Source organism: Pseudomonas sp. NFPP12 (assembly GCF_900103205.1).
Lineage (GTDB): Bacteria > Pseudomonadota > Gammaproteobacteria > Pseudomonadales > Pseudomonadaceae > Aquipseudomonas > Aquipseudomonas protegens.
The window spans coordinates 706,510-727,282 of the sequence record NZ_FMWW01000005.1; the positions used below are offsets into that span (position 1 = coordinate 706,510).

25 protein-coding genes are annotated in these 20,773 nt (G+C 64.7%); 12 read left to right on the forward strand and 13 right to left on the reverse strand.

Annotation, left to right across the window (positions count from 1 at the left end):
- Nucleotides 1–28: 28 nt before the first annotated feature.
- Both dprA and BLS75_RS24425 read left to right on the forward strand, forming a co-directional pair.
- The gene (gene dprA, locus BLS75_RS24420; RefSeq protein ID WP_072451930.1) at nt 29–1,135 is read left to right on the forward strand and encodes a DNA-processing protein DprA; all 1,107 of its coding nucleotides are present in this window, start codon (nt 29–31) and stop codon (nt 1,133–1,135) included.
- A gap of 54 nt (nt 1,136–1,189) precedes the next feature.
- On the forward strand, nt 1,190–1,747 hold the full coding sequence (locus BLS75_RS24425) for an L-threonylcarbamoyladenylate synthase type 1 TsaC (protein ID WP_011058414.1): 558 nt from the start codon (nt 1,190–1,192) through the stop codon (nt 1,745–1,747).
- Between the two features lie 64 nt (nt 1,748–1,811).
- On the opposite strand, the gene BLS75_RS24430 is transcribed toward BLS75_RS24425, so the two are convergent.
- A complete protein-coding gene (locus tag BLS75_RS24430; protein ID WP_072451969.1) occupies nt 1,812–2,789 on the reverse strand; it encodes an NADPH:quinone reductase in 978 nt (325 codons plus the stop codon).
- A gap of 167 nt (nt 2,790–2,956) precedes the next feature.
- Between BLS75_RS24430 and hemF the strand changes: the two genes are divergently transcribed.
- Both hemF and aroE read left to right on the forward strand, forming a co-directional pair.
- The gene (gene hemF, locus BLS75_RS24435) at nt 2,957–3,874 is read left to right on the forward strand and encodes an oxygen-dependent coproporphyrinogen oxidase (protein WP_011058416.1); all 918 of its coding nucleotides are present in this window, start codon (nt 2,957–2,959) and stop codon (nt 3,872–3,874) included.
- Between the two features lie 93 nt (nt 3,875–3,967).
- Nucleotides 3,968–4,789 carry a shikimate dehydrogenase gene (gene aroE, locus BLS75_RS24440; RefSeq protein WP_072451931.1) on the forward strand — a complete coding sequence of 274 codons (822 nt, stop codon included), beginning with the start codon at nt 3,968–3,970 and terminating at the stop codon, nt 4,787–4,789.
- Nucleotides 4,790–4,904: 115 nt separating this feature from the next.
- Here the strand turns inward: aroE and BLS75_RS24445 are convergent, their stop codons facing one another.
- The 3 genes from BLS75_RS24445 to betC all read right to left on the reverse strand — a co-directional run bounded on the left by BLS75_RS24445 (nt 4,905) and on the right by betC (nt 9,023).
- A complete protein-coding gene (locus BLS75_RS24445; RefSeq protein ID WP_072451932.1) occupies nt 4,905–6,473 on the reverse strand; it encodes a SulP family inorganic anion transporter in 1,569 nt (522 codons plus the stop codon).
- 100 nt (nt 6,474–6,573) lie between these two features.
- Complete coding sequence (gene choX, locus BLS75_RS24450) at nt 6,574–7,491, reverse strand: choline ABC transporter substrate-binding protein (RefSeq protein ID WP_011058419.1); 918 nt, start codon at nt 7,489–7,491, stop codon at nt 6,574–6,576.
- A gap of 17 nt (nt 7,492–7,508) precedes the next feature.
- Nucleotides 7,509–9,023 carry a choline-sulfatase gene (gene betC / locus BLS75_RS24455; RefSeq protein WP_072451933.1) on the reverse strand — a complete coding sequence of 505 codons (1,515 nt, stop codon included), beginning with the start codon at nt 9,021–9,023 and terminating at the stop codon, nt 7,509–7,511.
- Between the two features lie 114 nt (nt 9,024–9,137).
- On the opposite strand from betC, the gene BLS75_RS24460 reads away from it, so the two are divergent.
- Nucleotides 9,138–10,088 carry a choline sulfate utilization transcriptional regulator gene (locus tag BLS75_RS24460; protein ID WP_072451934.1) on the forward strand — a complete coding sequence of 317 codons (951 nt, stop codon included), beginning with the start codon at nt 9,138–9,140 and terminating at the stop codon, nt 10,086–10,088.
- Here the strand turns inward: BLS75_RS24460 and BLS75_RS24465 are convergent.
- Complete coding sequence (locus BLS75_RS24465; RefSeq protein ID WP_072451935.1) at nt 10,085–10,750, reverse strand: NAD(P)-dependent oxidoreductase; 666 nt, start codon at nt 10,748–10,750, stop codon at nt 10,085–10,087. The two genes, BLS75_RS24460 and BLS75_RS24465, sit on opposite strands and share 4 nt — an antisense overlap.
- Before the next feature lie 82 nt (nt 10,751–10,832).
- On the opposite strand from BLS75_RS24465, the gene BLS75_RS24470 reads away from it, so the two are divergent.
- The gene (locus BLS75_RS24470) at nt 10,833–11,159 is read left to right on the forward strand and encodes a DOPA 4,5-dioxygenase family protein (protein WP_011058423.1); all 327 of its coding nucleotides are present in this window, start codon (nt 10,833–10,835) and stop codon (nt 11,157–11,159) included.
- A 55-nt stretch (nt 11,160–11,214) separates the two neighbouring features.
- Here BLS75_RS24470 and BLS75_RS24475 read toward each other — a convergent pair whose 3' ends face one another.
- The 3 genes from BLS75_RS24475 to trpB all read right to left on the reverse strand — a co-directional run bounded on the left by BLS75_RS24475 (nt 11,215) and on the right by trpB (nt 13,812).
- Nucleotides 11,215–11,658, reverse strand: coding sequence for an anti-virulence regulator CigR family protein (locus BLS75_RS24475; RefSeq protein WP_072451936.1), 444 nt, complete (start codon nt 11,656–11,658; stop codon nt 11,215–11,217).
- Nucleotides 11,659–11,779: 121 nt separating this feature from the next.
- A complete protein-coding gene (trpA, locus tag BLS75_RS24480; protein ID WP_072451937.1) occupies nt 11,780–12,592 on the reverse strand; it encodes a tryptophan synthase subunit alpha in 813 nt (270 codons plus the stop codon).
- Entirely contained in the window at nt 12,592–13,812 is a 1,221-nt protein-coding gene (trpB, locus tag BLS75_RS24485) for a tryptophan synthase subunit beta (protein WP_072451938.1), read from the reverse strand. The genes trpA and trpB overlap by 1 nt, the downstream gene beginning before the upstream one ends.
- Nucleotides 13,813–13,959: 147 nt before the next feature.
- On the opposite strand from trpB, the gene BLS75_RS24490 reads away from it, so the two are divergent.
- A complete protein-coding gene (locus BLS75_RS24490; protein WP_072451939.1) occupies nt 13,960–14,853 on the forward strand; it encodes a LysR family transcriptional regulator in 894 nt (297 codons plus the stop codon).
- On the opposite strand, the gene BLS75_RS24495 is transcribed toward BLS75_RS24490, so the two are convergent.
- Nucleotides 14,850–15,176 carry an ElaB/YgaM/YqjD family protein gene (locus BLS75_RS24495; protein ID WP_011058428.1) on the reverse strand — a complete coding sequence of 109 codons (327 nt, stop codon included), beginning with the start codon at nt 15,174–15,176 and terminating at the stop codon, nt 14,850–14,852. The genes BLS75_RS24490 and BLS75_RS24495 overlap by 4 nt on opposite strands.
- A 158-nt stretch (nt 15,177–15,334) precedes the next feature.
- On the opposite strand from BLS75_RS24495, the gene BLS75_RS24500 reads away from it, so the two are divergent.
- Both BLS75_RS24500 and BLS75_RS24505 read left to right on the forward strand, forming a co-directional pair.
- Nucleotides 15,335–15,550, forward strand: coding sequence for a dodecin (locus tag BLS75_RS24500; RefSeq protein ID WP_011058429.1), 216 nt, complete (start codon nt 15,335–15,337; stop codon nt 15,548–15,550).
- Between the two features lie 134 nt (nt 15,551–15,684).
- Nucleotides 15,685–15,909 (forward strand): DUF1161 domain-containing protein, encoded by a 225-nt coding sequence (locus BLS75_RS24505; RefSeq protein WP_011058430.1) that lies wholly within the window; start codon nt 15,685–15,687, stop codon nt 15,907–15,909.
- A 60-nt stretch (nt 15,910–15,969) separates the two neighbouring features.
- On the opposite strand, the gene BLS75_RS24510 is transcribed toward BLS75_RS24505, so the two are convergent.
- A complete protein-coding gene (locus BLS75_RS24510) occupies nt 15,970–16,971 on the reverse strand; it encodes an LLM class flavin-dependent oxidoreductase (RefSeq protein ID WP_015633630.1) in 1,002 nt (333 codons plus the stop codon).
- A gap of 240 nt (nt 16,972–17,211) precedes the next feature.
- On the opposite strand from BLS75_RS24510, the gene BLS75_RS24515 reads away from it, so the two are divergent.
- A complete protein-coding gene (locus BLS75_RS24515) occupies nt 17,212–17,643 on the forward strand; it encodes an OsmC family protein (protein WP_011058432.1) in 432 nt (143 codons plus the stop codon).
- Nucleotides 17,644–17,799: 156 nt separating this feature from the next.
- Nucleotides 17,800–18,033, forward strand: coding sequence for a DUF1161 domain-containing protein (locus BLS75_RS24520; RefSeq protein WP_011058433.1), 234 nt, complete (start codon nt 17,800–17,802; stop codon nt 18,031–18,033).
- A gap of 6 nt (nt 18,034–18,039) precedes the next feature.
- Here BLS75_RS24520 and BLS75_RS24525 read toward each other — a convergent pair whose 3' ends face one another.
- Both BLS75_RS24525 and BLS75_RS24530 read right to left on the reverse strand, forming a co-directional pair.
- Nucleotides 18,040–18,459 carry a PA0061/PA0062 family lipoprotein gene (locus BLS75_RS24525; RefSeq protein WP_011058434.1) on the reverse strand — a complete coding sequence of 140 codons (420 nt, stop codon included), beginning with the start codon at nt 18,457–18,459 and terminating at the stop codon, nt 18,040–18,042.
- Nucleotides 18,460–18,501: 42 nt separating this feature from the next.
- The gene (locus tag BLS75_RS24530) at nt 18,502–18,915 is read right to left on the reverse strand and encodes a PA0061/PA0062 family lipoprotein (RefSeq protein ID WP_072451940.1); all 414 of its coding nucleotides are present in this window, start codon (nt 18,913–18,915) and stop codon (nt 18,502–18,504) included.
- Between the two features lie 59 nt (nt 18,916–18,974).
- On the opposite strand from BLS75_RS24530, the gene BLS75_RS24535 reads away from it, so the two are divergent.
- Nucleotides 18,975–20,084, forward strand: a complete 1,110-nt coding sequence (locus tag BLS75_RS24535; RefSeq protein ID WP_011058436.1) for an aminopeptidase — start codon at nt 18,975–18,977, stop codon at nt 20,082–20,084.
- Between the two features lie 28 nt (nt 20,085–20,112).
- On the opposite strand, the gene BLS75_RS24540 is transcribed toward BLS75_RS24535, so the two are convergent.
- Complete coding sequence (locus BLS75_RS24540; RefSeq protein ID WP_011058437.1) at nt 20,113–20,763, reverse strand: HAD family hydrolase; 651 nt, start codon at nt 20,761–20,763, stop codon at nt 20,113–20,115.
- Nucleotides 20,764–20,773: the final 10 nt, after the last annotated feature.

A 20,773-nucleotide genomic window follows, 5' to 3' on the forward strand; every position in this document is an offset into this window, starting at 1 on the left:
CTGGAGCCCTGACGATCAAGGATGATCCATGTCGAACTCGATGAGCGGCAGCATTTCCCCGGCAGAACTGGAAGCTCGATTGCGCTTGCACGTCCTGCCCGAACTCGGGCCGATGCGTTTTCAGCGCCTGCTTCAGGCATTCGGTTGCGCTTCTAAAGCACTCAGTGCCCCGGCCAGTGCCTGGCGTTCCCTGGACCTGCCGCCGGCCTGCAGCGAAGCCCGGCGCAGCCCCCTGGTGCGCGACGGCGCCCGTCGCGCATTGGCCTGGATAGATAGCCAGGCCCAGCATTTGCTGATGTGGGACCAGCCCGGCTACCCGCCCTTGCTGGCGCAACTCGAGGATGCGCCACCGCTGCTGTTCGTGGCCGGCGACCCCTCGATTCTCGAACGGCCGCAGTTGGCGATGGTGGGCAGCCGTCGCGCATCGCGACCGGGGCTGGACACCGCCGGGGCCTTTTCCCGCAGCCTGGCCCGTGCCGGTTTTGTCATCACCAGCGGTCTGGCCCTGGGCGTCGATGGCGCTGCCCACCAGGCGGCCCTGGATGTTGGCGGGCGCACCGTGGGCGTGCTGGGCACTGGCCTGGAAAATTTTTATCCACAGCGGCACCGGGCCCTGGCCAGGGCCATGATCGACCAGGGCAGCGCGGTGGTTTCCGAGTTCCCTCTGGATACCCCGGCGCGTGCGGAACACTTCCCCCGGCGCAATCGAATCATCAGTGGCCTGGCCCTGGGCGTGCTGGTGGTGGAGGCCAGCGTCGCCAGCGGTTCGCTGATTACCGCGCGGCTGGCGGCGGAGCAAGGCCGCGAGGTGTATGCCATCCCCGGTTCTATCCACCACCCCGGTGCCCGGGGCTGCCACCAGTTGATCCGCGACGGCGCGGTGCTGGTGGAAAGCGTGCAGCACATCCTGGAGACCCTGGCCGGCTGGCAGAACCTGCCGCCCAGCGCCTCGCTGCCGACAGCGGCCTGTACCCACCCGTTGCTGGCCTTGCTGCATGCGGCGCCCCACAGCAGCGAAGCCTTGGCCAGCGCCAGCGGCTGGCCCCTGCCCCGGGTGCTGGCGGCCCTGACCGAGCTGGAGATCGAAGGCCGTGCGGTCCATGAAAATGGGCGTTGGTATGCGCGTCTGAGCTAGGTTTTATAAGCAGGATCGGTAAACTGCGCACAGCTTTTATCTGGAGAGTCGGCAATGGTCAGCAGTTGGCGTGTGCAGCAAGCCGCACGAGAGATTCGCGCAGGGGCGGTGATTGCCTATCCAACCGAAGCGGTCTGGGGCCTGGGGTGCGATCCGTGGAATGAAGAGGCGGTGGATCGCCTGCTGGCGATCAAGTCACGGTCGGTGGACAAGGGCCTGATCCTGATCGCTGACAACATCCATCAGTTCGATTTCCTCTTCGAGGACTTCCCTGACACCTGGATCGATCGCATGTCCAGCACCTGGCCGGGGCCCAATACCTGGCTGGTGCCCCATCAGAACCTGTTGCCCGAGTGGGTCACCGGGGTCCATGACACGGTGGCGCTGCGGGTCAGCGACCATCCGCTGGTGCGTGAACTGTGCTCCCTGGTGGGCCCGCTGATTTCCACCTCGGCCAACCCCCAGGGGCGCCCGGCGGCGCGCACGCGGCTGCGCATCGAGCAATATTTCCGTGGGCAACTGGATCTGGTCCTCAGTGGCAGCCTGGGCGGGCGCAAGAACCCGAGCCTGATCCGTGACCTGGCTACCGGCAAGGTAGTTCGGCCTTCCTGAAGCCTTTCGCCGGCAAGCCGGCTCCTACGATACTCGGTAGGAACCGGCTTGCCGGCGAAGGCGTTCAAGGCAGCAGCACAGTCGAGCCAGTCGTGCGTCGCGCCGACAGTTCGATATGGGCCTTGGCCGCATCCGCCAGGGCGAAGCGCTGGCCAATCTCGATCTTCAGCTTGCCGCTGGCAATCATGCCGAACAGGTCGTCGGCCATGCGCTGCAGGTTCTCGGCATTGTTGGCGTAGCTGGCCAGGGTCGGCCGAGTCACGTACAGCGAGCCCTTGGCCGAGAGAATCCCCAGGTTGACCCCGTCCACTGCGCCAGAGGCGTTGCCGAAGCTGACCATCAGCCCGCGTGGGGCCAGGCAATCCAGGGAGGTCAGCCAGGTGTCCTTGCCCACGCCGTCGTAGACCACCGGGCACTTCTTCCCGCCGGTCAGTTCCAGCACTCGCCGGGCCACGTCTTCATGGCTGTAGTCGATGGTTTCCCAGGCGCCCAGAGCCTTGGCGATGGCGGCCTTTTCCGGCGAGCTGACGGTGCCGATCAGCTTTACCCCGAGGGCCTTGGCCCACTGGCAGGCCAGGGAGCCGACACCGCCGGCAGCGGCGTGGAACAGCACGGTTTCGCCGCCCTGGAGTTCATAGGTCTGGCGCAGCAGGTACTGCACGGTCAGGCCCTTGAGCATGACCCCGGCGGCCTGTTCGAAGCTGATGGCGTCCGGCAGGCGCACCAGGTTGGCTTCGGGCAGCACATGCACATCGCTGTAGGCCCCCAGTGGGCCGCTGCCGTAAGCCACGCGGTCGCCGACCTTGAAACGGGTCACGGCACTGCCTACGGCCTCGACCACGCCCGCGCCTTCGGCCCCCAGGCCCGAAGGCAGGGCGGGCGGTGCGTAGAGACCGCTGCGGAAATAGGTGTCGATGAAGTTCAGGCCGATGGCCTTGTTGCTGACGCGAACCTGTTGCGGGCCCGGTTCCGCCGGTTGGTAATCCACATATTCGAGCACTTCGGGGCCGCCATGGGCGCGGAACTGGATACGTTTGGCCATCTGCATTCTCTCCTCGGACGTGTCGTGAAAGTGCTCTATCGGACTCCTCTGCTTGACCTTCGTCAACTGCGGAGCGCCCCGGCGCGGTGTTATGCTACGCGCCCATTTGCGCCGGCCCGTGCTCCATCCCTAGCGCCGCGTAGCTTTGCCCGATTCAAGGTGATGCCATGACTACCCGCACCGAGGCCGTGAAAGCCTACCTGCTCGACCTGCAAGACCGCATTTGCGCTGCACTGGAAACCGAAGACGGTGGCGCACGCTTCATCGAGGACGCCTGGACCCGGCCTGCCGGTGGTGGCGGGCGTACCCGGGTGATCGGCGACGGTGCAGTGATCGAAAAGGGTGGGGTGAACTTCTCCCATGTATTCGGCAGCGGCCTGCCGCCATCGGCCAGTGCCCACCGGCCCGAGCTGGCCGGCCGTGGCTTCGAGGCCCTGGGCGTGTCCCTGGTGATCCACCCGCACAACCCCCATGTGCCGACTTCCCACGCCAACGTGCGGTTCTTCATCGCCGAGAAGGAAGGCGAAGAGCCGGTCTGGTGGTTCGGCGGCGGTTTCGACCTGACCCCCTACTACGGCAACATCGATGACTGCGTGCACTGGCACCGGGTTGCCGAGCGCGCCTGCGCGCCCTTCGGTGCCGATGTCTACCCGCGCTACAAGGCCTGGTGCGACAGCTATTTCCACATCAAGCACCGCAATGAACCGCGGGGCATCGGCGGCCTGTTCTTCGACGATCTGAACGAATGGGATTTCGACACCAGTTTCGCCTTCATGCGCGCCATCGGCGACGCCTACATCGAGGCCTATCTGCCCATCGTCCAGCGCCGCAAGGCCGCGGCCTACACCGCGCAGCAGCGGGAATTCCAGGAATTCCGCCGGGGCCGCTACGTGGAGTTCAACCTGGTCTACGACCGTGGCACTCTGTTCGGCCTGCAATCGGGTGGGCGCACCGAGTCGATCCTCATGTCGCTGCCGCCACAAGTGCGCTGGGGCTATGACTGGAAGGCCGAGCCGGGCAGCGAAGAAGCGCGCCTGACCGAATACTTCCTGCAGGATCGCGACTGGCTGGCAGCCAGCAACTAAACCGCACACCACTGTGTAGAAGCCGGCTTGCCGGCGAAAAGGCCTTCAGGCGGATGCGGTTCCTACCCCTGTGTTGAGCAAATGGGATGAGAGATGGATCAGTACGTTGTCTTTGGTAACCCGATCGGCCACAGCAAGTCGCCGCTGATCCATCGGCTGTTCGCCCAGCAGACCGGCCAGCAGCTGGAGTACAACACCCTGCTGGCGCCCCTGGATGATTTCGCCGGCACCGCTCGCAGTTTCTTCGCCCACGGGCGTGGGGCCAATGTCACGGTGCCGTTCAAGGAAGAGGCCTATCGCCTGTGCGACAGCCTGACCGAACGGGCCCAGCGCGCCGGCGCGGTGAATACCCTGAGCAAGCAGGCCGACGGCTGCCTGCTGGGGGACAACACCGACGGCGCCGGGCTGGTGCGCGACCTGAAGGTGAACGCCGGGGTCAGCCTCAAGGGCAAGCGCATCCTTGTGCTGGGGGCTGGCGGCGCGGTCCGTGGTGCCCTGGAGCCGTTGCTGGCCGAGCAGCCGGAGGCCTTGGTAATCGCCAATCGCACCGTGGAAAAGGCTGAGCTGCTGGCGGAGTTGTTCGCCGACCTGGGGCCGGTATCGGCCAGCGGCTTCGACTGGCTGCAGGAGTCGGTGGACCTGATCATCAATGCCACCTCCGCCAGCCTTTCGGGCGAGCTGCCGCCGATTGCCGGCAGCCTGATCGAGGCGGGCAAGACCGTGTGCTACGACATGATGTACGCCAAGGAGCCGACACCGTTCTGCCGCTGGGCCAGTGAACAGGGCGCGGCCCTGGTGCTGGATGGCCTGGGCATGCTGGCCGAGCAAGCGGCGGAAGCCTTCTACCTGTGGCGCGGCGTGCGCCCTGACAGCGCCCCGGTGCTGGCTGAACTGCGTCGCCAGCTGGCGCAGTAACCCCCCGTAGGAGCTGGCTTGCCAGCGAAGGCGGCTTCAAGGCTGGGCCAGGCTCAAGGGCCTCTTCGCCGGCAAGCCGGCTACTACGTCGGGCGTGGGCAAGGCACCTGCGGGTTCAGTCTTCGAAGTGGATCGGGCAGCGTTCCGGGCCTTCGAGCTTGATCAACTCTTCTTTCACCGCCTGCCGTGCCCGGCGCAGGATCAGGCTGCGCTCCTGGCGCCTGAGGCGGCGTGCTTCCTGGTGCAGCATCTCCACCCCTGAATAGTCGATGAAGTTGATCTGCCGTGCGTCGATCACCAGCCTGGGCGCGTGGCAGCGCTGCATGCGCACCTGCAGGTAATGGCTGGCGCCGAAGAAAATCGAACCGCCGACCCGCAGGATGTCTTCATCGCCTTCGCTGGACTGCTGCACCCGCGGTTGCGAAGTGCGCTTGAGGTAGAAGAACAGCGACGCCAGGACCCCGGCATAGATCGCGGTCTGCAACTCCAGGAGCAGGGTGGCGACGCAGGTCAGGCTCATCACCACGAACTCGGCGCGGCTGACCCGGAACAGCGCGCGAATGCCCCGATGGTCCACCAGCCCCCAGCAGATCAGCAGGATGCTGCCGGCCATGGCCGGGATCGGGATATGGGCGATCAGCCCGGCGCCGGCCACGGCGAACAGCGCCACCCACAGCGCCGAGAACACCCCGGCCAGGGGCGAGCAGGCGCCGGCCTCGTAGCTCAACCCGGAGCGGGTGAAGGAGCCCGAGGACAGGTAGCCGGAGAAAAACGCCCCGACCATGTTCGACAGGCCCTGGGCGCGGACTTCCTGGTTGGCGTCCAGCAACTGTTCCGAACGTGCTGACAGCGAGCGGGCAATCGACAGGCTGGTGACCAGCCCGAGCATGCCCACCGCCACTGCGCTGGGCAGCAACCGCAGGATCAGTTCCAGGTCCAGGGGCAGCGGGCTCAACGGCGGCAGCCGGCCGGTGAAGGCGCTGACCAGTTGCACATGGCCAAACACCCCCGGCAGCAGCCACACCACCAGGGCACTGAACACCAGGCTCAGCAGCAGTCCGGGCCAGCGCGGCGCCAGCAGCTTGAAGGCGACCCCCAGTGCCAGGGTGCCCAGCCCCAGCAGCAGCGAAGGCCGGTCCACCTCGCCCAGGTGCTGCAGCAACTGGCTGAGGCTGTTGAGGGCGGTGGCCTGGTTCGGCAGTTCCAGCCCCAGCAGGTTGGGCAATTGGCCCAGGGCGATGATCACCGCCGCGCCGAGGGTGAAGCCCAGCACCACCGAGTGCGAGACGAAGTTCACCAGGGCGCCGAAGCGCAGCATTCCCAGCAGCCACTGGAAGACCCCGGCCAACAGCGTCAGGAGCAGGATCAGGGTGATGTAGTCCTCGGAGGCCGGCACTGCCAGGGGGCTGACGCTGGCATAGAGAACGATGGAAATCGCCGCCGTGGGGCCGCAGATCAGGTGCCACGATGAACCCCACAGGCAGGCGATCAGCACCGGGACTATGGCCGCGTACAGCCCGTACTCCGGGGGCAGGCCGGCGATCAGGGCATAGGCGATGGATTGCGGCAGAGCGAGGATCGCGCCGCTCAGGCCCACCAGCAGGTCACGGCCGACGCTGGCCCGGGTCTGGCGCGGCAGCCAGCTCAGCAAAGGCAGGAGAGATTGGCGGTCGGGCCAGGCCATGGTTCCTCACGGGTGGGTTGATTCGGTGGGCCAGGGTAAAGCATTGCCAGGCTTTGGGTGTAGGAGCCGGCTTGCCGGCGAATGGCCGGCGCACCTCGGGCTACAACCTGCTCTTCACCGCTGCCAGGGCCTCTTTGTCATCAATGGTCCGCACTCCCTCCAGCCATTGCTCCAGCACTGCCGGGTGGGCCTTGATCCAGGCCTTGGCGGCCTCGGTGTTGCTGAGTTTGCTGTTGACCACCGCGGCCATGATGCTGTTCTCCATCTCCTGGGTGAACCGCAGGTTGCCCAGCAGTTTGCCGACGTTCGGGCAAGCCTGTGCATAACCCTTGCGGGTCAGGGTGTAGACGCTGCCGCTGGCGCCGAAGTACTTTTCGCCACCGGTCAGGTAGCGCATCTTCAACTGCACGTTCATCGGGTGTGGGGTCCAGCCGAGGAAGGTGATGAAGCGCTGCTTTTTCGTGGCCCGGGACACTTCGGCGAGCATTGCCTGTTCACTGGACTCGATCAGCTTCCACTGGCCCAGGTTGAACTGGTTGCTCTTGATGATTTCCTGCAGCGACAGGTTGGCCGGCGCGCCGGAGCCGATGCCGTAGAGCTTTTTGTCGAACTTGTCGGCGAACTTGTCCAGGTCGGCAAAATCATGCACTCCGGCCTCCCACACATAGTCCGGCACCGCCAGCGTGAATTCGGTCCCTTCCAGGTTCTTGGCCAGCTGGGTGACGTCGCCATTGGCCACGAACTTGTCATGGAAGCCTTGCTGCGCCGGCATCCAGTTACCCAGGAATACATCCACCCGGCCATCCTTCAGACCACCGAAGGTGATGGGCACGGCCAGGGTGTCGATCTTCGCCTTGTAGCCCATGCCGTCGAGCAGGAAGCCGGTGATGGCATTGGTGGCGGCGATATCGCTCCACCCCGGGTCGGCCATCTTCACGGTCTCGCACGAGTCGGCCCAAGCGGATGCGCTGCCCAGGGCCAGAAGCCCGAGCGTCAGTGCTGTGGATAACCTTTGCATGCTTTTCCCCTTACGTTTTATTGGTTTTGGCAGGGTTGTGGATAACGGGCCTTGCGCTCCAGGTCATCGAGGTCGATGTGGTTGCGCATGTACTGCTGGCTGGCGTCTACCAGCGGCTGGTGGTCCCAGCTCTTGAGTTTGCCCCGGCTCAGCGCCTCGGCCACCAGCCGGCGGCGGCGCTGGCTGGCCAGGACCTGTTGGTGAATGCGCGGAATGTCCCACTTGGCCCGGGCCTCTGCCAGGAACGCGTCGAACAGCGGCCGATGCTCGGGCGACTGGCCAAGGTCGAAGCGCTCTTGCGGGTCGTGGTGCAGGTCGAAGAGTAGGCAGGGATCGTCTTCGCTGTAGATGAACTTGTAGGCCCCGCGGCGAATCATCATCAGCGGGCCGATGGTGCCTTCGGCCATGTATTCGCCGAACACCTCGTCGTGCCCGCCCTGCCCTTGCAAGTGCGGGACCAGGGAGCGGCCATCCAGCGGCAGGTCGGGCTCGACCCGGCCGCCGGCCAGTTCCACCAGGGTCGGCAGCAGGTCGGCGGTGGAGACAGCGGCGCCGACCCGGCCGGCAGTGAACTGCCCCGGTGCACAGATCAGCAGCGGTACCCGGGCGGCCATTTCAAACCAGTGCATTTTGTACCAGAGGCCGCGCTCACCGAGCATGTCGCCGTGGTCGCCGGAAAACACGATCAGCGTGTCGTCCGCCAGCCCGGTGTCTTCCAGGGTCTGCAGCAGCTTGCCGACGTTGCTGTCGATGTAGCTGCAGGCGCCGAAGTAGGCGCGGCGCGCGTCGCGGATCTTATCCACAGGCAAGGGCTTGTCCCACAGGTCGTAGACCTTGAGCAGGCGCTGGGAATGCGGGTCCAGCTCGCTTTGGGGCGGGGTCTGCGGCAGTGGAATCTGGTCGTCGCGGTACAGGTCCCAGAAGGCCCTGGGAATGGTGTACGGATCGTGGGGGTGGGTCATGGAGACGGTGAGGCAGAACGGCTGGTCGCCGGCCTCGCGCACATGGTCGAACAGGTATTGCTGGGCCTTGAACACCACCTCCTCGTCGAAATCCAGCTGGTTGGTGCGTACACAGGGGCCGGCCTGCAGTACCGAGGACATATTGTGGTACCAGCTGGGGCGCACATCGGGCTGGTCCCAGTTCACCGCCCAGCCGTAGTCGGCGGGGTAGATATCGCTGGTCAGGCGCTCTTCATAGCCGTGCAACTGGTCCGGGCCGCAGAAGTGCATCTTGCCCGAGAGCGCAGTGCGGTAGCCCAGGCGCCGCAGGTAGTGGGCGTAGGTGGGCACGTCGGCGGGGAAGTCCGCGGCGTTGTCGTAGGCGCCGATCCGGCTGGGCAACTGGCCGCTGACCAAAGTGAAGCGCGAGGGTGCGCACAAGGGGCTGTTGCAGTAGGCGGCGTCGAAGACCACGCCCTGGGCGGCCAGCCGGCTGAGGTGAGGCAGCTTGATCGGCGAGGGTCCGTAGAACGGCAGCAAGGGGGCGGCCATCTGATCGGCCATGATGAAAAGAATGTTCTTGCGCTTCATGGATTCGCGGCATTCCATAGTCGATGGTTATGCGAAAGTGCTGCAATCGAGCATGGATCCCATGCCGTTGGTGGTAAAGCCCATGTACAGCAATGACTAGGATAAGCACAGCTTATGCATGAAGCCCTTGGCGACCTGTCCCTGGACCTGCTCCGGGTGTTCGAAGCAGCCGCGCGCCTGCGCAGCTTCACCGCCGCGGCGGTGGAACTGGGCACCACCCAGCCGGCTATCAGTCAGCAGATCAAGCGCCTGGAGGAACAGCTGGGGGTGCGCCTGTTCGACCGCATCTACCGGGGCATAGAGCTGACCGAGTCTGCAGCCTTGTTGCTGGATCAGGTCCAGGCCGGCCTGCAGAGCATCGATGCCGGCCTCAGCGCCCTCAGCCAGCAGCATCAGCATGAGGTGCTGCAGGTGGCCACGGATTTCGCTTTCGCCGCCTATTGGCTGATGCCCCGCCTGCATCGCTTTCATGAGGCCAACCCCCAGGTGGATGTGAGCCTGGTCACCAGCGAGCGCAGCCACAGCATGCTGCGCAGCGATATCGACGTGGCGGTGCTGTTCGGCGACGGGCGCTTCAGGCAGGGGGAAAGCCACTGGCTGTTCAGCGAAGAAGTGTTTCCGGTGTGCAGCCCGCTGCTGCTCAAGGACCGCGTTGCGCCGCTGCCCGCCCCTTCCCTGCTGGACCTGCCGCTGCTGCACCTGCGGGGCGAAGGCAGCAACCACTGGTTCGACTGGAGCGGGGTATTTCGCGAGCTGGGCCTTGCGGGTGCGCCGGCCCCAGGGCAATTGCGCTTCGACAATTACACCCTGCTGATCCAGGCGGCCATCGGCGGCCAGGGCGTGGCCATCGGCTGGCGTCACCTGGTGGATGACCTGCTGGAGCAGGGCCTGCTGTGCAGGCCCATCGCCGAGCGCGCGCTGTCCGCCTACGGCTATTACGTGGTGCTGCCCCAGCGCAAGCGCCGCGGCCCGCTGATCCAGCGTTTCGTCGACTGGCTGATGAGCGAGCAGGCCGGCAGCGCCCAGAGCCTCAAGGGGCTGGCGCTGCCGTCCATTGCCCGCTAGGTGGTGGCCTGGGGTTGGGTGGCGATGAAACTCACATGCTCGCGCAGGTGCAGATTCAGGCGCAGCTCGTCGCTGATGCCGATTGCCACGCCGTTGAGCCGTCGCAGCGGCTCGGCAAGTCCCGGTTCGAGGCTGTCGCCAACCTGGTTGAAATGCTCGATACCCAGCCCGGCCACGCCCCGCGGCGCGTTGATCAGGGTCCAGTCCAGCGCGCTGCTGCGCAGTGCATCGAGGATTTCCTGCGCGGCATGGTGAGGCAGGCTGGTGCTGGAGGGCGGGTTGTCGAGAACGCTGAACTCCCCCACCAGCATCAGCCGACGGATGCCGGCGCCCTGCATGCCTTCGATCAGGGCATCCACCGCCCGTACCTGATTCACCGGGTCGGGGGCTTGGCCGGGCGTGGTGCTGCCGGGCAGATCGGGGGCATCCAGCAGGCAGATCACCGCCGAGCTACCGGCTACGCTCTGCTTGACCCGGTCCGGGTCGAACAGGTCGCCGCCCTTGGCGCGCAGGCCTGGGCGCGGGGCCAGCGCGGTGAGGTCGTCGAGAATGGCGATCACCTCATGCTGGCGCCTCAGGCTCTCTGCCATCAACGCACTGCCCAGGCTGCTCATGGCACCATAGAGCACCAGTTTGACCACCGGAGTTTCGGCATTTTTCATGGCCTGGCTTCCTTATTTTCCACAGGTACCGGTTGTGACCTGTGGCGAGCCTTGAGGGTTCGTCTTGATTGCGAGGGTTTGCATGCAACGGATCAAGGGCTACCACGCCCATGTCTACTTTGACGCCAGCACCATCGACCAGGCCCGGGCCTTGTGCGAGCGGGCGGCGCAGCTGTTCGAACTGAAAATGGGCAGGGTCCACGAGCGGCCGGTGGGGCCGCATCCGGACTGGAGCTGCCAGTTGGCGTTCGGCCCCGAGGTGTTTGCCCAGGTGGTGCCGTGGCTGGCCCTCAATCGCCAGGGGCTGGTGGTGTTCCTGCATCCGGATACCGGCGATGACCTGCTGGACCACACCGACCATGCGATCTGGATGGGGGCTATGCGGCCACTGGACCTGAGGGGGTTCTGAGGGCGACGGAGCGCCGGCAAGCCGGCTCCTGCAGGGGCCGGCCGGTCGGGTGAGGTCAGTAGAGCACGCCGTCGAGGATCTCGTAGACGATGCCGGTGCCCACGGCGATCAGCACGATGTCGCCCCCCATGCGTCGCCATTCGTACCCCGGGTACACCGGCAGGCGCGACAGGGCCCGGGGCTCCAGGCGTTCGCCGTAGTAGCCGCGCGGCAGTGGCTGGCCGCGCACCAGGTGGATGCCGGGAGGTGGCGGCGCGCCCCGGACGAAGTAGCCGTGGTTGTCGCGGATGGTCTGGCGCACCGGGCCGAAATCCCGTGGCGGGCCGCCGCGGCGATCATCCCCCGGGCCACGGTGCTCGTTGCCACGGTTGTCCCGATGGCCCTGCTGTGGCCCGCCACGATCATAGCCGCCGCGCTCGTCGGCCATGACCTGCAGCAACGGGCTGGCGCAGAGCATCAGCACCGCGGCACCGGCAATCAGACGTTTGGGCATTTTCATCAGGTATTCCTCGCAACACACACAGCAAAAAGGGGTTCGCCACCTTGGTCGCGAACCCCCGGGTCTTGCTGTTTAGTCTGTGTCTCGAGGCGCTAATTCCTCTGTATCAGGAACTTTACCCTCAGCTGACGCGGGCCTTACGTACGCCCTCGGACAGCGCCGCACACAGGCTCAGCACCCCATCCACCGCTTGCTCGGAAGACTCGGCGCTGGCGATGTGGTCGATGAGCGCCGAGCCCACTACCACGCCGTCGGCCAGGCGAGCGATGGCGGCTGCCTGCTCCGGAGTACGGATGCCGAAACCGATGCTGATGGGCAGGTCGGTGTGGCGACGCAGGCGGGCCACGGCTTCTTCCACGTGTTCCAGGGTGGCGGCACCGGCACCGGTGACCCCGGCCACGGAAACGTAGTAGACGAAACCGGAGCTGCCGTTGAGCACCTTGGGCAGGCGGGCGTCGTCGGTGGTCGGTGTGGTCAGGCGGATGAAATCGATGCCGGCGGTCTGGGCCGGGTCGCACAGTTCACTGTTATGTTCCGGCGGCATGTCCACCACGATCAGGCCATCGACACCGGCGGCCTTGGCGTCGGCGATGAAGCGCGGCACGCCGTAGTGGTGGATCGGGTTGAAGTAGCCCATGAGCACCAGCGGGGTGTCGCTGTTGCCTTCGCGGAACTCGCGAACCATCTGCAGGGTTTTCGCCAGGTTTTGCTTGGCCCCCAGGGCACGGATGTTGGCCAGCTGGATCGCCGGGCCGTCGGCCATCGGGTCGGTGAAGGGCATGCCCAGTTCGATCACGTCGGCGCCCGCTGCGGGCAGGCCCTTGAGGATCGCCAGGGAGGTGTCGTAGTTCGGGTCGCCGGCGGTGACGAAGGTCACCAGGGCGGCGCGGTTTGCTTCCTTCAGCTCGGCAAAACGGGTTTGCAGGCGGCTCATCAGTGTTTCTCCTGCTGGGACTGTTGCATGTGGTGCATCACGGTTTGCATGTCTTTGTCGCCACGGCCCGAGAGGTTGACCACCATCAGGTGATCCTTGGGCAGGTTCGGTGCGCGTTTGAAGACTTCGGCCAGGGCATGGGCGCTTTCCAGGGCCGGGATGATGCCTTCCAGGCGGCAGCACTGGTGGAACGCGGCCAGGGCTTCGTCGTCGGTCACCGAGGTGTATTCGACGCGGCCGATATCGTGCAACCAGGCGTGTTCCGGGCCGATGCCGGGGTAGTCGAGGCCGGCAGAAATCGAGTGGGCGTCGATGATCTGGCCATCGTCGTCCTGCAGCAGGAAGGTGCGGTTGCCGTGCAGTACGCCGGGTACGCCGCCGTTGAGGCTGGCGGCGTGCTTGCCGGTCTCGATGCCGTAGCCGGCGGCTTCTACGCCGATGATCTCGACGCTCTTGTCGTCAAGGAACGGGTGGAACAGGCCCATGGCGTTGGAACCGCCACCGATGCACGCCACCAGGCTGTCCGGCAGGCGGCCTTCCTGGGCTTGCATCTGCTCGCGGGTCTCCTTACCGATGACCGCCTGGAAGTCGCGGACCATGGCCGGGTACGGGTGCGGGCCGGCGACGGTGCCGATCAGGTAGAAGGTGCTGTCGACGTTGGTCACCCAGTCACGCAGGGCTTCGTTCATCGCGTCCTTCAGGGTGCCGGTGCCGGCCACCACCGGGATCACTTCGGCGCCCAGCAGCTTCATGCGAAATACGTTGGCCTGTTGGCGCTCGATGTCGGTGGTGCCCATGTAGATCACGCAATCCAGGCCAAAACGCGCGGCCACGGTGGCGGTGGCCACGCCATGCATGCCGGCGCCGGTCTCGGCGATGATGCGCTTCTTGCCCATGCGCCGCGCCAGCAGGATCTGGCCGATGCAGTTGTTGATCTTGTGCGCGCCGGTGTGGTTCAGCTCTTCACGCTTGAGGTAGATCCTGGCGCCGCCGCAGTGCTCGGTCAGGCGTTCGGCGAAGTACAGCGGGCTGGGGCGGCCCACGTAATCGCGCTGGAAGTAGGCCAGCTCCTTGAGGAATTCGGGATCTTCCTTGGCCTTTTCGTATTCGCGGGCCAGGTCGAGGATCAGCGGCATCAGGGTTTCGGCCACGTAACGGCCGCCGAATGCGCCGAACAGGCCGTTGTCGTCAGGGCCATTGCGTAATTGGGACTGGGTCATTGCAGCGCTCCCGGGGGAAGTTTGGAGAAAGAAGGCCTGGTGGAAAGACCGCTTCGTAGAAACACAATGGAGCCCACTCTACCCCTGACATCCGATGCTGAAAACCGATAAGATCGCCGCAACCTGTCAGGAAAACTCACAGATAAAATGAGCCGCGACCTGCCTCCCCTGAATGCCCTGCGGGCCTTCGAAGCCACTGCCCGGCTCAATAGCGTCAGCCAGGCGGCCGAACAGCTGCACGTCACCCACGGCGCGGTCAGCCGGCAGTTGAAGGTGCTTGAAGAACACCTGGGGCTGAGCCTTTTCGTCAAGGAAGGCCGTGGCCTTAAACTCACAGATGCCGGCATTCGCCTGCGCGATGCCAGCAGCGAGGCCTTCGAGCGCCTGCGGGATGTCTGCGCCGAGCTGACCCAGGGCAGCGCCGATGCGCCCTTTGTCCTGGGCTGTTCCGGAAGCCTGCTGGCGCGCTGGCTGATCCCGCGCCTGGGGCGCCTGAACGCCGACCTGCCGGACCTGCGCCTGCACCTTTCGGCCGGTGAAGGCGACCTCGACCCCCGGCGCCCGGGCCTGGATGCCTTGCTGGTCTTTGCCGAGCCGCCCTGGCCGGCGGACATGCAGGTCTATGAACTGGCCAGCGAACGCATCGGCCCGGTGCTCAGCCCGCGCTACGCCGGTTATCCACGCCTGCGGCAGGCGCCGGCTGGCGTCCTGGCCAGCGAGGCCCTGCTGCACACTACTTCCCGCCCCCAGGCCTGGCCCAGTTGGGCGCGGCGCAACGACCTGAATCCCGAAACGTTGAAGTACGGGCAGGGTTTCGAGCATCTGTATTATTTGCTGGAGGCGGCCGTGGCGGGCCTGGGGGTGGCAATTGCCCCGCAGCCGCTGGTGGCCGAGGACTTGCTGGCGGGCAGGTTGGTTGCGCCCTGGGGTTTTTCCGACACCCCGGGGCAACTGGCGCTGTGGTTACCCAAGCGCGCCTCGGATGGGCGCGCCCGGCAATTGGCGCAGTGGCTGGAAAACGAACTGCGCCAGCAGCTTTAGTCGCCGCGCTTGCACAGCAGATAGGCGGCCAGCAGGCCGATGGCACCCACGGCAACCCCGGCGGTGGTCCAGGGGTGTTCCTGGGCATAGTCGCGGGTCGCGATCCCGGTTTCACGGGTTTTCACTTTGACTTCTTCATAGGCATCGCTGAGCAGGCTGCGCGAATGCTTCAGCGCGCTTTCGGCATTGCTCTTGAGCGCCTTGAGGGTCTTGCGCGACTCGTCGGACGCATCGTCCTTCAGGCTTTCCAGCGATTTGAGCAGGCTGGAGATCTCGGCTTCCATACTTTCCAGTGAGGCTTTGCGTAACGAGGTGTTGGCCATGTCGGCTCTCCTGCAGGGTGGTGAATGGGCTGTGTAGGTTCCGACTGCGGCGTGTTGGGAAAGTGCAGAAAATCTGAACTTAGCCTTGGGCGCAGGCGCCACAAGTAATAAGAAAAATCACTGCTAGGCTGTAATTCACAGCTAAAAAGGAGAGCGCCATGACTGATCATCACACTTACAAGAAAGTCGAACTGGTGGGTTCGTCGCCGAACAGCATCGAAGATGCGATCAACAACGCGCTGGCGGAAGCGCACAAGAGCATCAAGCACCTGGAATGGTTCGAAGTAACCGAAACCCGGGGCCATATCAAGGACGGCAAAGCGGCGCATTTTCAGGTCACGCTCAAGGTGGGCTTCCGAATTGCCAATAGTTGAAGGCTTGAGCTAGGCTCTGGAACTTGTGCGCTGGCCGAGTGCCATAGGAAATGGCAAAGCGCTACATGTGTCTTGAGCCTCTGTCAGGCAGGCGTCAATGCCGCCTCTTTTGATCCGACCAGGGAATGTGACCGATGAAAAAACTAGTATTAGCTGCTGCTTTGTTGAGTCTTGCGGGAACAGCCCTTGCCGCTGGCAAGCCGTGCGAAGAACTCAAGAGCGAGATTGCCGCCAAGATCGACGCCAACGGCGCCACGCACTATTCGCTGGAAGTGGTGGACAAGGGCGCGGCGGCGGATGGCAAGGTAGTCGGCTCCTGCGAAGCCGGTACCAAGGAAATTGTCTACAAGCGCGGTTGAGCCTTGTGGATGGTCAAAAAAAAGCCGACGCAGAACGTCGGCTTTTTCATGCCTGTCGTTTCAGCCTTTCATTACCTGTGACAGCAGCTCGTAGGAGTGCAGCCGATCGGCGTGTTCGTACAGATCGCAGGTGAAGATCAGCTCATCGGCTCCGGTCTGCTCGATCAGCACCTGCAGCTTGGCGCGGATTTTCGCCGGGCTGCCGACCATCGCCAGGCCGAGGAAGCTGGCGACCGCTTCCTTCTCATGGGGTAGCCACAGGCCGTCCATGCTTTGCACCGGTTTGCGCTGGACCAGGCTCTGGCCACGCATCAGCGCCAGGATGCGCTGGTACACCGAAGTCGCCAGGTAATCGGCCTGTTCGTCGGTGTCGGCTGCCACCAGCGGCACGCCAAGCATCACGTAGGGCTTGTCGAGCACCGCCGAAGGCTTGAAGTGGTTGCGGTAGACGCGAATCGCCTCGTGCAGGTAGCGCGGTGCGAAATGCGAGGCGAAGGCGTAAGGCAAGCCCCGTTCCCCGGCCAGTTGTGCACTGAACAGGCTGGAGCCCAGCAGCCATACCGGCACGTTGGTGCCGGTGCCCGGCATGGCGATCACCCGTTGTTCGGGGGTACGCGGGCCCAGGTAGGCCATCAGTTCGGCCACGTCCTCAGGGAAATCGTCGGCGCTGCCGGAACGTTCCCGGCGCAGGGCGCGGGCGGTCATCTGGTCGGAACCCGGGGCGCGGCCCAGTCCCAGGTCGATGCGCCCCGGGTACAGGCTTTCCAGGGTGCCGAACTGTTCGGCGATCACCAGGGGCGCGTGGTTGGGCAGCATGACCCCGCCGGAACCGACACGAATGGTCGAAGTACCGCCCGCCAGGTAGCCGATCAGCACCGAGGTAGCGGAACTGGCGATACCGTCCATGTTGTGGTGCTCGGCGACCCAGAAGCGCGTGTAACCGAGCTTCTCCACATGCTGCGCCAGGTCCAGGGAGTTGCGCAGGGACTGCCCCGGGCTGCCGTTTTCACGCACGGGCACCAGGTCGAGGGTCGAGTATTTAACAGCGGACAGCGGTTTCATAAGCCTGCTTCTCCTTGGGGTGCGCAGGCTTTTGTCATGAGCCAAAACCTGCCGAAGTCTGTAAGTCAGATCTATGCAATGTGGGCATATACCCGAGTTTCAATAGCCTGAGTGAATTTGTCGGGTAAACGGGCATCGGCGACAACGGCTGAACTTTGCCATCGGATCTATCCTCAGAACCCTTAGGCAACAAAAAACATCAGGGTGCGAACTTTCGCACCGGTTCTTGAGGAGAAAGCGATGAGCATCAAAAAGAAAGCCTCGGCGCATTGGGAAGGTGACCTGAAAACCGGCATTGGCTCGATCTCGACCGAAACCGGCGTGTTGCGTGAGGCGCCCTACGGCTTCAAGGCGCGTTTCGAAGGTGGCAAGGGCACCAACCCGGAGGAACTGATTGGCGCGGCCCACGCGGGCTGTTTCTCCATGGCCTTTTCCATGATCCTTGGTGAGGCCGGGCTCAAGGCGGACAGCATCGACACCCAGGCAGAAGTGACCCTGGACCAGGTCGATGGCGGCTTTGCCATTACCGCGGTGCACCTGATCCTCAAGGCGAAGATCCCCGGTGCCAGCCAGCAGCAGTTCGATGAGCTGAGCAAGAAGGCCAAGGAAGGGTGCCCGGTGTCCAAGGTGCTCAACGCCAAGATCAGCCTGGATGCGACGCTGCTGAGTTGAGGCAACTGCTTGGCCGGCAAGCCGGCTCCTGCACCGGTCCGTAGGAGCGGGCATGCCGGCGAATGCGCCTGTGCGGCGGACAAGCACCTGTGGTCGAATACGCGACTGCGGCTTCAGCGCACCCCCGTGTGCACCGCAGCAAGGGAGCTTTAGATCATGAAACGTTTTGCCTTGGCGGTTGTTAGTTGTGCGCTGGCCACATCGGCCCTGGCCGCGCCGAAGCCCTGCGAGGAACTCAAGGCCGAGATCGAAGCCAAGATCCAGGCCCAGGGCGTACCTTCCTACACCCTGGAAATCGTCACCAACGATGAAGTCCACGACAACAACATGGTGGTCGGCAGCTGTGAAAACGGCACCAGGAAGATCATCTATCAGAAGAACGATCGCTGACCCGACTCAGGGCACGCAGTTGATCATGCGCTCCTCGGCGACTATTTCGCGCTGGGCGTTGTACAGCCGTGCGCTGGGGGTGAACCCCAGGTTGCGCGCCTCCAGGCGATAGCGCTGGCCGGCCTGGAAATGGTCGTAGCGCAGGCTCAGGTAACACAGGCGCTCCTGGGGATCGTTGTTCATGCCCATGCCGCCGGCGAACACTTCGAAATCGAAGCGCACCATCAATTCGTGGCTGCCGGGGCTGACTTGGAAGAAGCGCCCGTCGTCCAGGCGCTGGTTGTCCAGGCGTTCGGCCATGACCAGCTTGCCCCCGGGCGTCGGGGTGGCCAGGTCGATCCAGGCCTGTTGCGGATCGACGCCCGGCAGGGGCGTAGTGCAGGCGCTGAGGGTGCCAAGGGCGAGAAACAGTAGAAATGGACGCATGACGGGGGCCGAGTGAGCGAGAGGCCCTCAGCATAGCGCCGTTCAACTGCGCTGGCAGCCTGCCGGCCGGGCTTTGTCGAGCAGGGTGTGCTGCTCGTCGTAGAGCCTGGCCCAGGGGTGGAAACCGATGTTCCCGGCCTGTACCTGGTAGCGCTGGCCGGCACCGAAATCCTTGAATTTCACGTTCAGCTGGCAATCGCGCCACAGCGGCTCGGCGCCTGGCCCGATGTTGCTGGGTTGCACGGCGAACTGGTAGCGCAGGGTCAGTTCATGGCTGCCGGGCTGGACCTGGAAATAGCGCGGATCATCGATGTTCTTGGCGTCCACCTCCAATGCCTGCAGGTGGGTGTCCCGGGGCGGAGCCAGGTCGACCCAGGCCTGGGCCGGGTCGGGGTCGGGCAGGCCGGCGCAACCGCCGAGGGTCAGCAGGCCGGTGGTCAACAGCAACACGCGCATGGCGAAACTCCAGGCTGGCGAGATAGTCTTGCGGACAGACTCTCTGTGGATGATTCGATTTGACTAGGCCGTGTTCAAGCCATGGGTTACTTGATCCTCTTTTACGGTTTTTGTTTCCGGCACTGATGCTTTTGCTGCTCAACGGTTGCAGCAGCGTCGGTTATTACAGCCAGCTGGCCAGTGGCCAATTGCAGCTGCTGCGAGCCCGTGTGCCGGTGGCGCAAGTCGTCGCCGACCCGAGCCGCGATGCGAGCCTGCGCGCCCATCTGGCCCAGTCGCAGCAGGCACGCCGCTTTGCCAGCGAGCACCTGCACCTGCCGGACAACCGCAGCTATCGGCTGTACGTCGACATCGGGCGGCCCTATGTGGTGTGGAACGTGTTCGCCACCCCGGAGTTTTCCCTGAACCCGCAAACCCACTGCTTTCCCATTGCCGGTTGCGTGGCTTACCGCGGCTATTACAGCCAGGGCGCGGCCCGGGGCGAGGCGGCGTTGCAGCAGTTGAAGGGCATGGACGTGGCGATCGGCGGGGTCGAGGCGTATTCCACCCTGGGCTGGTTCGACGACCCGATCATCAGTTCGATGATGCACTGGGGCGACGAGCGCCTGGCGACCCTGATCTTCCACGAGCTGGCGCACCAGCGCTTCTATGTGAAGGACGACACCGAGTTCAACGAGTCCTACGCCACCTTCGTCGAGCAGGAAGGCACCCGCCAGTGGCGCGCCTATCGCGGGCTGGCGCCATTGAGCGACGGCGAGTTGCGCCAGCGTGACCAGTTCACCCAGCTGGTGCTCGATACCCGCAAGCGCCTGGAGCAGCTGTATGCCCTGCCTTTGCCCGCCGAGCAGATGCGCCAGCGCAAGGCCGCAGAGTTCGAGCGCATGCGCAGCGAGTATCGGCAGTTGCGCGACAGTCAGTGGGCCGGTTCCAAACGCTATGACGCCTGGATCAACACCCCGCTGAACAACGCCCGGCTGCTGCCCTTCGGCCTGTATGACCAATGGGTGCCGGCGTTTGCCGCCTTGTTCAGGCAGGTGAAGGGGGACTGGCCGGCATTCTTCGCCGCCGTGGAGACGCTGGGACGTTTGCCGGCCGAGGAGCGCAAGGCGGCCCTGATCCGGTTGCAGGACACCGTCGCCCTGGCGCCGGCTCCTGCTTCGGGACTGTAGCATCCGGCTTGCCGGCGAAGCCTCTGCCCTAACGCGGCAAAAACGCCTGGTGCAGCTCGCCCAGGGTCTGGAAGTGATAGGCCGGGGCTTCGGCAGTCAATTCCTCATGGCTGCCAAAGCCATAACCCACCGCCGCCGCATCCAGCCCGTTGCGCCTGGCGCCGATCAGGTCGTGCTTGCGGTCGCCGATCATCAATGTGCTGGCAGGGTCGAGTTGCTCCTGCTCCAGCAGATGGGCGATCAGCTCCACCTTGTCGGTGCGGGTGCCGTCCAGTTCGCTGCCGTAGATCACCTTGAAGTGCTTGGCGAAGTCGAAGTGACGGGCGATCTCCCGGGCGAAGACCCAGGGCTTGGAGGTTGCGATGTACAGTTGTCGCCCTTGCCCGCCGAGGGTTTCCAGCAGCGGCGTGACGCCATCGAAGACGCGGTTTTCATACAGGCCGGTGACCTTGAAGCGTTCGCGATAGAAGTTCACCGCTTCCCAGGCCCGGGCCTCGTCGAAGCCGTAGAACTGCATGAAGGCCTGCAACAGCGGCGGGCCGATGAAGTGCTCCAGTTTGCTCAGGTCCGGCTCGTCGATGCCCAGTTTGCCCAGGGCGAACTGGATCGAACGGGTGATGCCCTCGCGAGGGTCGGTGAGGGTGCCGTCGAGGTCGAACAGTACGGTTTGGTAATGCATGGGGATTCCT

Coding starts and splice junctions, on each gene's coding strand:
- dprA (WP_072451930.1), top strand. CDS start 29: ATGTCGAACTCGATGAGCGGCAGCATTTCCCCGGCAGAACTGGAAGCT.
- BLS75_RS24425 (WP_011058414.1), top strand. CDS start 1,190: ATGGTCAGCAGTTGGCGTGTGCAGCAAGCCGCACGAGAGATTCGCGCA.
- BLS75_RS24430 (WP_072451969.1), bottom strand. CDS start 2,789: ATGGCCAAACGTATCCAGTTCCGCGCCCATGGCGGCCCCGAAGTGCTC.
- hemF (WP_011058416.1), top strand. CDS start 2,957: ATGACTACCCGCACCGAGGCCGTGAAAGCCTACCTGCTCGACCTGCAA.
- aroE (WP_072451931.1), top strand. CDS start 3,968: ATGGATCAGTACGTTGTCTTTGGTAACCCGATCGGCCACAGCAAGTCG.
- BLS75_RS24445 (WP_072451932.1), bottom strand. CDS start 6,473: ATGGCCTGGCCCGACCGCCAATCTCTCCTGCCTTTGCTGAGCTGGCTG.
- choX (WP_011058419.1), bottom strand. CDS start 7,491: ATGCAAAGGTTATCCACAGCACTGACGCTCGGGCTTCTGGCCCTGGGC.
- betC (WP_072451933.1), bottom strand. CDS start 9,023: ATGAAGCGCAAGAACATTCTTTTCATCATGGCCGATCAGATGGCCGCC.
- BLS75_RS24460 (WP_072451934.1), top strand. CDS start 9,138: ATGCATGAAGCCCTTGGCGACCTGTCCCTGGACCTGCTCCGGGTGTTC.
- BLS75_RS24465 (WP_072451935.1), bottom strand. CDS start 10,750: ATGAAAAATGCCGAAACTCCGGTGGTCAAACTGGTGCTCTATGGTGCC.
- BLS75_RS24470 (WP_011058423.1), top strand. CDS start 10,833: ATGCAACGGATCAAGGGCTACCACGCCCATGTCTACTTTGACGCCAGC.
- BLS75_RS24475 (WP_072451936.1), bottom strand. CDS start 11,658: ATGAAAATGCCCAAACGTCTGATTGCCGGTGCCGCGGTGCTGATGCTC.
- trpA (WP_072451937.1), bottom strand. CDS start 12,592: ATGAGCCGCCTGCAAACCCGTTTTGCCGAGCTGAAGGAAGCAAACCGC.
- trpB (WP_072451938.1), bottom strand. CDS start 13,812: ATGACCCAGTCCCAATTACGCAATGGCCCTGACGACAACGGCCTGTTC.
- BLS75_RS24490 (WP_072451939.1), top strand. CDS start 13,960: ATGAGCCGCGACCTGCCTCCCCTGAATGCCCTGCGGGCCTTCGAAGCC.
- BLS75_RS24495 (WP_011058428.1), bottom strand. CDS start 15,176: ATGGCCAACACCTCGTTACGCAAAGCCTCACTGGAAAGTATGGAAGCC.
- BLS75_RS24500 (WP_011058429.1), top strand. CDS start 15,335: ATGACTGATCATCACACTTACAAGAAAGTCGAACTGGTGGGTTCGTCG.
- BLS75_RS24505 (WP_011058430.1), top strand. CDS start 15,685: ATGAAAAAACTAGTATTAGCTGCTGCTTTGTTGAGTCTTGCGGGAACA.
- BLS75_RS24510 (WP_015633630.1), bottom strand. CDS start 16,971: ATGAAACCGCTGTCCGCTGTTAAATACTCGACCCTCGACCTGGTGCCC.
- BLS75_RS24515 (WP_011058432.1), top strand. CDS start 17,212: ATGAGCATCAAAAAGAAAGCCTCGGCGCATTGGGAAGGTGACCTGAAA.
- BLS75_RS24520 (WP_011058433.1), top strand. CDS start 17,800: ATGAAACGTTTTGCCTTGGCGGTTGTTAGTTGTGCGCTGGCCACATCG.
- BLS75_RS24525 (WP_011058434.1), bottom strand. CDS start 18,459: ATGCGTCCATTTCTACTGTTTCTCGCCCTTGGCACCCTCAGCGCCTGC.
- BLS75_RS24530 (WP_072451940.1), bottom strand. CDS start 18,915: ATGCGCGTGTTGCTGTTGACCACCGGCCTGCTGACCCTCGGCGGTTGC.
- BLS75_RS24540 (WP_011058437.1), bottom strand. CDS start 20,763: ATGCATTACCAAACCGTACTGTTCGACCTCGACGGCACCCTCACCGAC.